This is a genomic window from Vibrio kasasachensis (assembly GCF_050337565.1).
Lineage (GTDB): Bacteria > Pseudomonadota > Gammaproteobacteria > Enterobacterales > Vibrionaceae > Vibrio > Vibrio kasasachensis.
Window position 1 is genome coordinate 81,813 of record NZ_JAKJTB010000011.1, and the last position, 12,972, is coordinate 94,784.

At 44.6% G+C, this 12,972-nt stretch carries 9 protein-coding genes; 1 reads left to right on the forward strand and 8 read right to left on the reverse strand.

What is annotated here, in order from left to right:
* Window positions 1–314: 314 nt before the first annotated feature.
* Complete coding sequence (locus tag L4C38_RS07300; RefSeq protein WP_428796878.1) at window positions 315–2,372, forward strand: DEAD/DEAH box helicase; 2,058 nt, start codon at window positions 315–317, stop codon at window positions 2,370–2,372.
* A 94-nt stretch (window positions 2,373–2,466) separates the two neighbouring features.
* On the opposite strand, the gene L4C38_RS07305 is transcribed toward L4C38_RS07300, so the two are convergent.
* From L4C38_RS07305 to rbsA, 8 genes are all read right to left on the reverse strand, one after another.
* Window positions 2,467–4,581: a TRAP transporter permease gene (locus L4C38_RS07305; protein ID WP_428796879.1), complete on the reverse strand. Its 2,115-nt coding sequence runs from the start codon at window positions 4,579–4,581 to the stop codon at window positions 2,467–2,469.
* Between the two features lie 74 nt (window positions 4,582–4,655).
* Window positions 4,656–5,657: a TAXI family TRAP transporter solute-binding subunit gene (locus L4C38_RS07310; protein ID WP_428796880.1), complete on the reverse strand. Its 1,002-nt coding sequence runs from the start codon at window positions 5,655–5,657 to the stop codon at window positions 4,656–4,658.
* A gap of 327 nt (window positions 5,658–5,984) precedes the next feature.
* Window positions 5,985–7,112: a conjugal transfer protein TraF gene (locus L4C38_RS07315; RefSeq protein ID WP_428796881.1), complete on the reverse strand. Its 1,128-nt coding sequence runs from the start codon at window positions 7,110–7,112 to the stop codon at window positions 5,985–5,987.
* 309 nt (window positions 7,113–7,421) lie between these two features.
* Window positions 7,422–8,438 carry a substrate-binding domain-containing protein gene (locus L4C38_RS07320; protein WP_428796882.1) on the reverse strand — a complete coding sequence of 339 codons (1,017 nt, stop codon included), beginning with the start codon at window positions 8,436–8,438 and terminating at the stop codon, window positions 7,422–7,424.
* A 14-nt stretch (window positions 8,439–8,452) separates the two neighbouring features.
* Window positions 8,453–9,370: a ribokinase gene (rbsK, locus tag L4C38_RS07325; RefSeq protein ID WP_428796883.1), complete on the reverse strand. Its 918-nt coding sequence runs from the start codon at window positions 9,368–9,370 to the stop codon at window positions 8,453–8,455.
* A gap of 145 nt (window positions 9,371–9,515) precedes the next feature.
* Window positions 9,516–10,394 (reverse strand): ribose ABC transporter substrate-binding protein RbsB, encoded by an 879-nt coding sequence (gene rbsB / locus L4C38_RS07330; RefSeq protein WP_428796884.1) that lies wholly within the window; start codon window positions 10,392–10,394, stop codon window positions 9,516–9,518.
* Between the two features lie 70 nt (window positions 10,395–10,464).
* Window positions 10,465–11,448, reverse strand: coding sequence for a ribose ABC transporter permease (gene rbsC / locus L4C38_RS07335; protein ID WP_428796885.1), 984 nt, complete (start codon window positions 11,446–11,448; stop codon window positions 10,465–10,467).
* The gene (rbsA, locus tag L4C38_RS07340) at window positions 11,445–12,950 is read right to left on the reverse strand and encodes a ribose ABC transporter ATP-binding protein RbsA (protein ID WP_428796886.1); all 1,506 of its coding nucleotides are present in this window, start codon (window positions 12,948–12,950) and stop codon (window positions 11,445–11,447) included. The genes rbsC and rbsA overlap by 4 nt, the downstream gene beginning before the upstream one ends.
* Window positions 12,951–12,972: the final 22 nt, after the last annotated feature.

A 12,972-nucleotide genomic window follows, 5' to 3' on the forward strand; every position in this document is an offset into this window, starting at 1 on the left:
TATAGCCAAGCTATAGAAAGCACTACTTTGTTCACGAATTTGATGCCTAGAATTGAGTAAAATGACAACGATCTATCACAACTGCGACGATAAAAGAGACGATTTCGTCTTTAGAAAGAAATTTTTGTGATGAATTTCAATTTTTTCTAGCTTTTTTTGTGCTTTTAGTGAATAATCCGCCTCCCTTATGTCCCTAGCGGCTTGATGCGATTTAACACTTTTCCGCATCTGAACGGAATCAACTCAATCTGGATTGGTATTGGAATTGGTAGAGCTCGTGGGACCTTTTGTTTTTTTTTGTTAATGGGATCCCAATGACAGATACTGTAATTCAATTTAGTGACTTAGCACTAAATGACGCCATCCTTTCAGCTCTTGATAGCATGGGTTTTGTTTCTCCTACGCCTATCCAAGCAGCAGCAATCCCGCACCTTCTTGCGGGCGCAGATGCTCTAGGTAAAGCTCAAACAGGTACAGGTAAAACAGCGGCATTCTCACTGCCTCTATTGAGCAAATTAGATCTATCTCAGCATAAACCTCAAGCTATCGTACTTGCTCCTACTCGCGAGCTTGCGATTCAAGTAGCGGCTGAGATGAAGAACCTAGGTAAGAACATTTCTGGTCTTAAAGTTCTTGAGATCTACGGTGGTACTTCTATTGTTGACCAAATGCGCGCGCTTAAGAACGGTGCACATGTAATCGTAGGTACTCCTGGTCGTGTTCAAGATCTTATCAACCGTGATCGTCTACACCTAGACGAAGTTCGCACTTTCATTCTTGATGAAGCAGATGAAATGTTGAACATGGGCTTTGTTGACGATGTAACAGCTATCATGGAACACGCGCCATCTACTGCGCAACGCGTTCTATTCTCTGCAACTATGCCTCCAATGCTGAAAAAGATTGTTGAGCGCTTCCTACGTGAGCCAGTTATGGTTGACGTTGCAGGTAAAAACCACACCGTTGATAAAGTTGAGCAACAGTTCTGGGTTGTTAAAGGCGTAGAGAAAGACGAAGCAATGTCTCGTATGCTTGAAACTGAAGAAACTGATGCATCAATCGTTTTCGTTCGTACTCGTCAAGATACAGAACGCCTAGCTGATTGGCTATCTGCTCGTGGCTTTAAAGCTGCAGCACTGCACGGTGATATCCCTCAGTCACTACGTGAACGTACTGTTGACCATATCAAATCTGGCGTAATCGATATCCTAGTTGCAACTGACGTTGTTGCTCGTGGTCTTGACGTTCCTCGTATTACTCACGTATTTAACTACGACATCCCATTCGATGTTGAGTCTTACATCCACCGTATCGGTCGTACTGGCCGTGCTGGACGTAAAGGTAAAGCGATCCTATTGGTTCGTTCTAACCAAATCCGTATGCTACGCACTATCGAGCGCGTGACTAAATCTTCTATGGAAGAAATTCAACTGCCTCTACGTGATGCTGTTGCTCAAGCGCGTCTAGTTAAACTAGGTGCTGAGCTTCAAGCTGAAACAGAACACAAAGCACTAGAGAAGTTTGTTGAACTAGTTGAAAAACTACAAGAATCTCTAGAAATTGATGCTACAACTCTTGCCGCGATTCTTCTTAAACGTCAGCAAGGCAAACGTCCATTGTTCTACATTGGCGAAGACCCAATGGTAGAAGCAATTGCTCGTGACAAGCAACGTCGCCAAGATCGCCGTGATGAAGGTGGTCGTGACGGTGGTCGTCGTGAAGGTGGTCGTAGCTTCAGCACTCAAGATTGGGATACTTACCAATTACAAGTTGGTCGTGAGCAAGGCGTTCAAGTTAAAGACATCGTTGGTGCACTAGCAAACGAACTAGGTCTTGTTAAAGGCTCTATCGGTGCTATCAAGCTAGACCAAGGTCAAACTTACGTTCAGCTTCCAAAAGCTATGGACTCAGAAACCGCTGGTAAACTAAACAAACTACGTATCCGTCAAAAAGAAGTTGGTGCAGTTATCTGTGACTTTAACGACTTCCGCGAACCTCGTGGTCGTGATGGTGGTGGTCGTCGTGATGGCGGCGGTGCACGTCGTGACGGTGGCTTCCGTGGCAACCGTGAAGGTGGCGGTCATCGTGGTAACCGCGAAGGCGGCGGTCATCGTGGCAACCGTGATGGTGGCGGCTACCGTGGTAACCGTGATGGCGCAGCAGCTGGTGGCAACCGCGATGGTGGCGGCTACCGTGGTAACCGTGATGGTGCAGCAGCTGGTGGCAATCGCGATGGCGGCGGTTACCGTGGCAACCGTGATGGTGCTTCTGCTGGTGCAAACCGTGATGGCGAACGTCGTTTCGATCGTAACCGTAGCAGCGAAAACCGTGGCAACCGTAGTAACGGTCGTCCGACTCGCAGCGAAGACTAATCTGGTCTAATCAATTGAAAAAGGGAGCATTATTGCTCCCTTTTTTTATGCCTACAGAATCATGTTATTACTACAAGGCAATAACTAAGAGCGTTCACGAAGAAACGACAACGGCTGGAGCCTGCTGTCGGCTATAAATGAACGTACCCATAAACACCACAATCGCCGCCAACCTAACAATTATCGAGAGTTCAGGCCAAACTAAACACACACCTGTTATCAACATCAACACTCTCATCAACCAATTCAGGGGAGCTTCTAAATACCCTTCAATCGCTGCAATGAGTGCATACGTCCCTATTATCGCGAATGTTCCAACTTGCAGTACATGGCTAATATCCCAACTAACCAATCCGTTATAAGCGATCAACATCGGGACTAAATACAATCCTTTGGCTATTTTCCATGCCATTAGCCCAGTTCTCATTGGCGGAGTTTTGGCAATCGTTGCCGCAGCAAATGCGGTCAAACACACAGGTGGGGTAACATTGCTGTCTTGTGAGAGCCAAAATATGATTAAGTGTGCCGAGAGCAATGCCAACGCGACCGCTTCAGCGCCTAATGCTTGTTCAAGCAACATACTCATAAAATCTGCAGGAACCAGAGCCACCAATTCATTGGCCGTATGTTCAAGCATAGGGGCATCAAGTAACGCTAATTTATCTGGTGCCGCCAGCATAAAAATAGCTTTAGCTTGCTCTGGGAGCTCGCCAGCCATTAATAACGATATCAACTGATGTTCTGCCAACAATTTATACAACGCAGGTGCCGACAGTGTACCAAGCACAATGTACGCAGCGGTTACCGGTAAACCCATACCAAGAACCAATGATGCTAAGGCAATCAATGCCAGCATAATGAGAAGTTCACCTCCCGCCCAATTATCTATCATGAGCGAAAAGGTATTGCCAATCCCAGTCGTACTGATCACATTTACGACTAAACCGATGCCAACCAACAACACCGCAGTTGTCGCCATATTGCGTGCACCTTGCGCTAACGCTTCGATAATCGCAGTCAGACCCATTTTGTGCTCTTTCGAGAACCAACTAGCAACCACTACAGAAATGATAGAAAGCCCAGCGGCGTAAGTAGGCGTAAAACCTTGCACCAACAGGGTCACTAACACACCAAGTGGTATCAGGTTATGCCACCCAGACAGCAATACCTTAAACAAAGATTGCTCAGAAACAGTGATCTTTTGTACCCCACTACGCTTAGCTTCGATACGGACAAAAAAGCCGACTGAAAGGAAGTAGATCAAGGCTGGCATGAAGGATACGGCGATAATATCAACGTAAGGAATTTGGGTGTAAGACGCCATAATAAACGCCCCTGCTCCCATAACTGGCGGCATAAGTTGCCCACCAGTAGAGGCAGCCGCTTCAACACCAGCCGCGAATCTTGCTGGGAAACCCGCTTTGCGCATGAGCGGAATACTGATCACGCCAGTTGAAACTGTGTTGGCAACACTTGAACCTGAAACAGACCCCATCAAGCCGCTACCAATAACGGCAATAAATCCCGGTCCGCCAATTATTTTTCCTGCCGCTGCACGGGCAACATTAATAATGTAATCCCCTACGCCAGAACGGACTAAAAAGGCGCCGAAGAGGATGAACATAAAAACAAAACTCCAACTAATTCGAGCAATTGGACCAAACATTCCTTCAGATGAATAAAAGCTGCGGTATAGGAGGGTCTCTAAGCTCAAACCTGGAAAGTGGAAAATGCCAGTTGCCCACTTACCCCACCACACGACGTAGCTCAGGCAAATAATAATTAATGTGGGGATAAACCAACCCATGGTGCGGCGAATGAGTTCAGTCACAATCACAATAGCCAGAATGGCAAATACCCAATCGCTGGTAACAAATTTAACGCCACGTTGATACAAAGCATCTTCGGCTAAAGGGAGGTAAATAAGACAAGCGATAGCCGCCAATGCCATCAATATATCAATACCTAATGCCCACTTGTTATGTAATAGACTTCGGTGAGCGGGATACAAAAGCGCGCATATCACAGCGAAACCGGCAAAGTGAGTGGCGGAAATCCATAATTCTGAGATGGTGGAAAAGGTATTAAACCAGATATGTAACAATGACAGCATGACACCAAAAGTAGTAACGGTTGCCGTCAGCCATTTAATATCTTTTCTTGTTGCGAGCTCGAATTGGCTCAATTCTACTTCTTGGGCGTCACTCATAATTACTCCATTATCAATGAGGGACAAGATGCCTCAACAACCCATACAGAGATATTGAGGCATTTCATATTGGGTTATTGAAGTATCAAAAAATTTGGCACTTCAATTCCCATCTCTTGGTAATACTTAGCCGCTCCCGGATGAAGTGGGACTGGTAACCCAGCGATCGCCTTCTCCAGTGCCATCGCTTTAGTCGCTTTATGAATACCTTGCAAGAATGCTAGGTTCTCGTATATAGCTTTGGTTAGCTCATACACATCTTCATCAGATACATCGTGTCGAACCGCTAAAAAGTTTGGCTGCGCTATCGTATTTATTGCTTTGTCGACATTCGGGTAGGTACCCGCGGGAATTTCATACTTAGTCCATAAGTTGTATGAACCATTAGCTTGCTTGATTTGTTCGTCGGTGAAAGACAATATCTGGATACCATCACCTAATGCCGCAAATGCCTGCGTTACAGCACCAACAGGTACCCCAGCAGGCGTGTTCATACCATCAATGGTGCCATTTTGTAGTGCGCTTGCACTGCCTCCGTAACCCATGTGAGCTAAATTGAAACTATCGGCATTGACGCCTAAGCCCTTCATAATTTGACGACCAGAGTTTTCAGTTCCCGAGTTTTTCTTGCCAATAGAGAACTTTTTGTCTTTTAGATTATTGAGATCAGACACTGTACCGCTGCTCGCCAGTTCACTGCGTACAATAAAGTGCTCTACATTTTGCCAAAGCATAGAAACAGAGCGGATATCATCTTGGCGAGCTTTGTAAGGTCCTTCGCCATTCCATGCCCATGCACCATATAAGCCTTGTAAGATCGCAAACTGAGCTTCATTCTCATTGAGCAGTTTTACGTTCTCACCCGATCCTGCCGAGCTGATTGCAGACAACGAAAATTTGTATTTGGGCGTAAGCTTAACCTTACTCAATGTTGCTAAAGCAACGCCAACGGGGTAATACGTGCCACCAGTAGACGCAGTCGAAAGAATGTAACTTCTATCCTCTGCAACCGCTGAACTAGCAAAACCCATACATGCTGCTATTGCTAAACTTTTGCCCAATATTGAAAGTTTCATCTGTGACTCTCCATGTTAACCGTAAGCTAGGCGCTCTATTCGCCATCTCCATGAATACCGCTGGCATGAGTTACAACAAAAATTAACACTTCATGCAGACCGGTTTCTCTACCAACTGCTTATCCTTTCACTAACCCATACGGTTTCTATCAGTATGAAACGAGTAAGAAAAATAAACACTGTCTATAAAGTAAGCGATATAAATGAGCGAAGGAAGGATCTAGCTCTCAGTTATTGATAACAAAACGTTAACAAAAATCACTGTAGATAAAAAAAGAGCGACCTCATCAGTCGCTCTTATACTCTCATACCAAAGTTAGAAACAGTTTAGAATGTAAACGCTAGGTTTGCTGATGCACCGAATTGGTTCTCACCAGCGTAAGAACCCGCCACATCAAAACTGACTGCATCAAATGGGCTAATACCAATACCTGCTGTGATTGAATCATCAAGCGTGTCTTCTAGATCCATTTCATAACCTGCACGAAGTTGTGCCCAACCCCATGCATTGGCTTCCATACCAAAACGAACAAAGCGCGTATCATCATCTAGCTCTTTAAAACGCTTCTGTTTGGTTAAATCGAAATCCATACTCGCGGTAAATAACTCACCGATATAACCCAAACCTATTGTCGCTTGTGGGTTTAGCTCGTACGTGTAGTTACCGATTTCAGTACCAATTTCTTGAGAAAACAAGTTTTTCATTGCTAGGCCGGCACGCCAAGCATCAGCATGCCATGCAACACCCATATCCATATTAAAAGCGGTTTCGCTGCGCTCACTCTTGTCATATTCACCTAGGTCAAAATTGTCGATCTTATCTCTTTGCGAATAAGTAATTAGTTCTTGATACTTTGGTGAAATACCAAACGCAATACCTTGCTCACCGAAGTTAAAACTCTTTGATAGCGATACACCCACTTCTGTCACGCCAAAAGCTGCCATTTCAAATTTAGAATTGTCATATCGAACTTCTGGATCAACGTTATTGTCAATTTCTGCTGCTGCAATTATTTCTGTAAAACCACCGGCAAAGACATTAACTGACAACGCACGGGTTGGAATAGCAACCGCGAAATTAACACCACCAGTGGCTGCTATTGGCGCGTTACCATCTAGATCATCCAATAATTTATCTAGTTGAGCGATATCTGCTGGATTACTTCCAGCAACAACACGGTCATACAGATCTTGTGCATCATCAATAGTCTGAATTGATTCATCTTTATCGTGCACATTGATACCAATTGCAGGGATTAAGATACCGACATCATCGTTATCACGATGAAGAGCACCTAGCGCAGGGTTATGGAATGGAGCGAGTAAATAATCGGCAGAGACTACGCCCGTATTACCCATTGCGTTACTGCGAGCATCAGCTACATGTGAAGCTGCCATTGAAGATGCTGAAAATGCGCCAAGAGCGCATGCCACTGCGAGAGTTGTTCTTTTCATATTATATCCATATCTTTTATATTCGTTTATCAACACTTTTATAAATAGAGTGAATGAGCGAGCGCAATACTAAACTTTTTAACTAACAAGAAAAACGAACAACATGGCAGCATCGTTGCTTTTTTAGCAGAATGTGTACTGGGTCAACACTTTGAATAAAAAACGATACCACTTATTGAAATACAAATTTTAAGTCTAAAAAAGATGAGCATTTCGCGCTAGATAAGCAATGCGGATATAAACTTAAGTATGGTACTAGACTAAAAGATAGAAGATAACGGGACGATTAGAATTACGCCCCTGACAAGATTATTTCACCGTCGATTTAACAGTATCGACACTTTTTCTTTCGACCAACGTAGGTTCAAGCTGAACCACAATCGGATCCCTAGATTCATTCTCTAACTTGTTCAGCAGTGTTTCTACCGCCGCCTGACCAAGGCGATATTTGGGCTGATGTACGGTAGTGAGTGGTGGTGACATGAACTTGGCAATGTGAATATCATCATAACCAATGATGGAAAAATCGTCAGGAACAACAAGACCTTTCTCATGAGCGGCGTTCATTACCCCCATTGCCATCATATCATTACAGACAAAAATTGCGCTTGGTAACGGGCCTTTATCAAGAATACGATTGAAAGCCTCATAACCACCTTCACACTCAAAATTAGATTCAACTATCCAATTAGGATGAAACTCTAATCCAGCTTCGTTGATGGCACGTTTATAGCCTTCGTAACGCATTTGTGCTTGATGACGATTCAAAGGTCCCGTGATACAACCAATCTGAGTATGCCCACAATCGATAAGATACTTCGCCGCTAAATAACCACCATACAGTGAATTATCTTGAATTTTATCACTAGTGAATAGCATTGGTCCCCAATCCATCACCACAACAGGTACGTCTGGGTACTTATCAAAAATATCGATGCGTTCACCTTCCAGCGAAGAACACATCAAAATCATTCCATCAACTCGTTTTTGCAACAACGTATTGATCGATGTTTTCATCCGTTGGTGATCACCTTCAGTATTACAAAGGATCAAATTGTAGCCTTTCTGATAGCAGCAGCGCTCAACACCTTTAACGACTTCACCAAAAAAAGGGTTGGTTGAAGTAGTCATCAACATGCCAAGTGTCTTAGTTCGATTCATTTTAAGGCTGCGAGCAAGAGCCGAAGGAGTGTAATTGAGATCCTGAGCGGCACGGTTAACCCGCTCAGAAATTTCTTCGCTCACATAACGAGATTGGTTAATAACATGACTTACAGTCGAGGTAGATACACCGGCCAATCTGGCAATATCTTTCATGGTTGCCATGCTATCGTGCTCCTTTAATGCTTAGCTAAGAACTCTTCAACCTCATTCCGACGCGGAATGGAAGTTTGGGCACCTAATCGGGTCACGCTGATGGCTGCAGCCCCATGCGCGAACTTGATCGCCGATTCTATCGGCATACCTTCCAACAAGCCAGTGACAAATGCACCATTAAATGTGTCGCCCGCGGCGGTCGTATCAATCGCATTTACTTTGAAACCCGCTATCAACTCCCCACGACCATTTTGGCTTAACCATACGCCCTTAGAACCCATGGTAATAATAACAATTTCAATACCTTTGAGATGCAAAGCATTCGACGCCTTTTGCGCTGAGACTTCATCCGTTACTGCAATGCCAGTCAGCACTTCAGCTTCCGTTTCATTCGGCGTTATCACATCAATACTTTTCAGCAAGCTCAGCGGAAGCTCTTTTGCTGGTGCCGGATTTAAGATGACACTCGTCCCCGCTTCTTTTGCCACCTGCACCGCTCTTTCAATACCATCTAGAGGCGTCTCCAATTGAGTAAGCAAGAATTTGGCAGCGCGAATCGCTGGTAAATCCGTTTCAATCCGTTCTTCGGTGAGATAATTGTTGGCTTCAGCAGATATACAAATACTATTCTCGCCGCTTTCAGCCACTTGAATCATCGCAATGCCTGTTGGGCAATTCGGCTGCATTTTTACGCCTTGAGTATTGATCCCATCAAGCTTGAAGCTTTCTCGAATATTGATACCAAACGAATCATCACCTACACACGCAATAAAACCAACATCGCCATTCAGACGCGCAGCTGCTACCGCCTGATTGGCACCTTTTCCGCCAGGGATCACTTGATAGTTGTGACCATGTAGCGTCTCACCAGGACGCGGAAATGAAGGCACTTGAAGAACATGGTCAGCGTTGACACTACCTAATACCACTAACTTATTCATACGGTTATCCTCGGTTATTCATCAACCAACATTTATTTCAGGGAAATAGGTTTAATTAAAGATAATGAACTGCAAATCCTTAATTAAAGCTACTGTGTGGAAATCTTCCTGCCACTTACAATAAGTAGCAGGAAGCTAACACCGATTACTTAGTCACGACTTTTAGCGGCACAGGAATGCTTGCTTCCACTTGCTCGCCTTTTAGTACTTTTGCAGCCACTTCTACACCAAGTGCACCAATCAAATCCGGTTGTTGAGCAACGGTTGCACTAAGCATACCGCGATTAACCGCTGCAATACCGTCATCTGTGCCATCAAAACCCACAATCAGAACATCTTTACCTGATGCCTGTACTGCACGAAGTGCACCTAGAGCCATTTCATCGTTCTGTGCAAACACCGCTTGAACATTTGGATTTGCTGCTAGCAGGTTCTCCATTACGTTCAATCCTTTAGTGCGGTCGAAATCAGCAGGTTGGCTCGCCAGTAGTTCCATGTTGCTGCCGTCCACAGCCTGCATGAAGCCTTGACCACGTTCACGTGCCGCTGAGGTACCAGCAATACCTTCTAACTGGATAACCTTTGCTTTCTCTCCTACTTTTTCCATGATGAACTTACCTGCCATTTCACCACCAGCAACGTTATCTGAAGCGATATGGCTCACCACCTCGCCACGAGATGCACCACGGTCTAGCGTTAATACTGGGATATTAGAACGGTTAGCTATACGGATGGCATTAGAAACAGCATCAGAATCGGTTGGGTTAATCAAAATCGCTTTTACACCACGAATGGTTAAGTCTTCAACATTTGACAGCTCTTTGCTTGGGTCATTTTGCGAGTCCAGCACAATCAAATCGTAACCTAACTCTTTTGCCTTCGCCTCAGCACCATCTTTCATGGTAACAAAGAATGGGTTATTTAACGTAGACAACACAATTGCCATCGTGTCTTGCGCTTGAGCAGAGACTGAAACTGTAGAAGTTAGTAGCGCTGCTGAGATCAGGGTAGCTAGTTTTTTCATCGTCATAATCCTTTGTATCGAGCGAGCCAAGAAAGCTTGGCTCTGTTATTGGTGTAAAATTGAACGTCAGTTACTTGTTTTTATTGTCTACAATTACCGCCAGAAGAATAACCACTGCTTTGGCAATCATCTGGTAGTAAGAAGATACGTCGAGTAGATTTAACGCGTTGTTTAGGAAGCCTATAATTAGCGCACCAATTAAGGTTCCCATAATGCGTCCTTTCCCGCCCATTAAACTGGTTCCGCCGAGTACAACCGCTGCGATTGCATCTAACTCATAGCCCATACCAGCGGTTGGTTGCGCAGAAGACAAGCGAGAAGTGATAATGATGCCAGCCAGCGCCGCAAGCAGACCACAAATGGCATACACTCCAATTTTCACGCGAGCCACATTGATGCCAGATAGGCGAGCGGCTGATTCATTACCACCCACGGCATAAACGTAGCGACCAAATCGGGTATGGTTTAGTAGGTACCATGCTGCTGCGAAGACAAATACCATCAGCCACACAGGTACCGGAATACCAAGTGTATAGCCAGTGCCAAACCATGCGAACGCATCTGCGGTATCAGTAAAACCAGCTGAAATAGGACGACCATCGGTATAAACCATGGTGACACCGCGTAGGAGTGTCATGGTAACGAGAGTGGCGATAAAGGCTTGAACCTTACCTTTCGCGATAATAATACCGCTGATTGCGCCTAACGCTGCCCCCGCTACTAAAGCGGTTGGTACTGCGATAATCACCGGAATTTCAAGCCCAATCATAGTTGCCGCAAATGCACCACATAGCGCCAATACGGAGCCAACACTCAAATCGATACCCGCGGTTAGGATAACCATCGTCATACCGACTGCAATAATCGCATTGACCGAGGTTTGACGGAGGATGTTAAGAATGTTGTCTAAGGTGAAAAAGTTAGGATTCAAAAAAGACACAACAACAATCAGTAACAACAGAGCGATCAACGATTTCTGCTCAATTAGCCACTCTTTGCTAAACAGCTTTTTGCCACTAGCTTGGGTTGTTTTGCTCATGGTTTCAGTACTCATGCTGCTTCCTCATTGATCTGCTTACCTACCGCGCAAGCCAGTAATTTTTCTTGGTCCGCATCTTTGGCTTCAAACATGCCGCTTACACGTCCTTCATGCATCACCATAATGCGGTCGCTCATTCCGAGCACTTCCGGCATTTCAGAAGACACCAAAATAATGCTCATGCCTTCCGCTTTAAATTTATTGATTAATTGGTAAATTTCTTTCTTCGCACCAACATCCACGCCACGAGTGGGTTCATCCAGAATCAACACTTTAGGTTTTGTCATTAACCCTTTTGCGATCGCGACTTTTTGCTGATTACCTCCGGAAAGGTTGCCAATAATTTGCTCACGAGTTGGGGTTTTGATGTTGAATAGTTTAATGAAGTCATCAACCGCCATCACTTCAGCACTGTGTTGAATTCGTCCGCTTTTGCACAGTTTGTCTAACGCGCACAAAGACATATTTTCTTTAACGGATAGCCCAAGAATTAACCCGTCACCTTTACGGTCTTCAGAAATGTACGCGATACCATTTGCTAACCCATCCTGCGGACTGACCGGATTAATGGTTCTATTATCAAGGTTAATCACACCACGGTCGCTTGGAAGCGCACCATAAATAACCTTCATTAGTTCGGTGCGCCCTGCGCCCATCAAACCGGAAACACCTAATATTTCGCCACGTTTCAAAGTAAAGCTAACATCGTGCACACCCGAGCCTGTCAGCTCGATGACTTCTAAGCAGGTCTCACCATGCTTTACATCAATACGGGGATATTGTTCTTCCAATTTACGACCAACCATCATTTCAATCAGTCCATCTTCATCGGTATCGGTTACTCGACATTCTCCAATGAACTTACCGTCACGCAGTACTGTAATGTCGTCGCAAATCTCGAATATCTCTTTTAAGCGGTGTGAGATATAAACAATCCCACACCCTTGGCTACGAAGTTCATTGATCACTGTAAACAGTGATTCGGTTTCGGTATCAGTCAACGCATCCGTTGGCTCATCCATGATGATCACTTTCGACTCGAAAGAGAGCGCTTTGGCTATTTCGACCATTTGTTGCTCGCCTAAACTCAATTCACCAAGTAGTTTTTTTGAACTGTGTTTAATGTTTAGACGTTTGAGTAGCTTGTCCGCCTCATCATGCATTTTGGACCATTGGATTCGCCCAAAGCTGCTAGTAAATTCGCGTCCAATAAAAATGTTTTCAGCAATCGTTAGCTCAGGAATTAGGTTCAATTCTTGGTGAATAATACTGATACCGGCTTGCTGGGAATCTCGAGGACCTTTGAACGAAATAGGCTTATTTTGATACTGTATTGAACCAGCATCCAATGCATGTATGCCTGTTAATACTTTCATTAGGGTTGACTTACCTGCACCATTTTCACCCAATAGCGCCATTACTCGTCCGGGATACACATTCAAACTGGCTTGATCGAGCGCCTTTACACCTGGGAAGGCTTTCTCTATCTCATTCAGCTGTAGAATTGCTTGAGTCATAACTTTTCCTCAATTCGGTATG

What these genes read in the sequence shown, in the direction of transcription:
- L4C38_RS07300 (WP_428796878.1), top strand. Translation starts at nt 315, where the DNA reads ATGACAGATACTGTAATTCAATTTAGTGACTTAGCACTAAATGACGCC.
- L4C38_RS07305 (WP_428796879.1), bottom strand. Translation starts at nt 4,581, where the DNA reads ATGAGTGACGCCCAAGAAGTAGAATTGAGCCAATTCGAGCTCGCAACA.
- L4C38_RS07310 (WP_428796880.1), bottom strand. Translation starts at nt 5,657, where the DNA reads ATGAAACTTTCAATATTGGGCAAAAGTTTAGCAATAGCAGCATGTATG.
- L4C38_RS07315 (WP_428796881.1), bottom strand. Translation starts at nt 7,112, where the DNA reads ATGAAAAGAACAACTCTCGCAGTGGCATGCGCTCTTGGCGCATTTTCA.
- L4C38_RS07320 (WP_428796882.1), bottom strand. Translation starts at nt 8,438, where the DNA reads ATGGCAACCATGAAAGATATTGCCAGATTGGCCGGTGTATCTACCTCG.
- rbsK (WP_428796883.1), bottom strand. Translation starts at nt 9,370, where the DNA reads ATGAATAAGTTAGTGGTATTAGGTAGTGTCAACGCTGACCATGTTCTT.
- rbsB (WP_428796884.1), bottom strand. Translation starts at nt 10,394, where the DNA reads ATGAAAAAACTAGCTACCCTGATCTCAGCAGCGCTACTAACTTCTACA.
- rbsC (WP_428796885.1), bottom strand. Translation starts at nt 11,448, where the DNA reads ATGAGTACTGAAACCATGAGCAAAACAACCCAAGCTAGTGGCAAAAAG.
- rbsA (WP_428796886.1), bottom strand. Translation starts at nt 12,950, where the DNA reads ATGACTCAAGCAATTCTACAGCTGAATGAGATAGAGAAAGCCTTCCCA.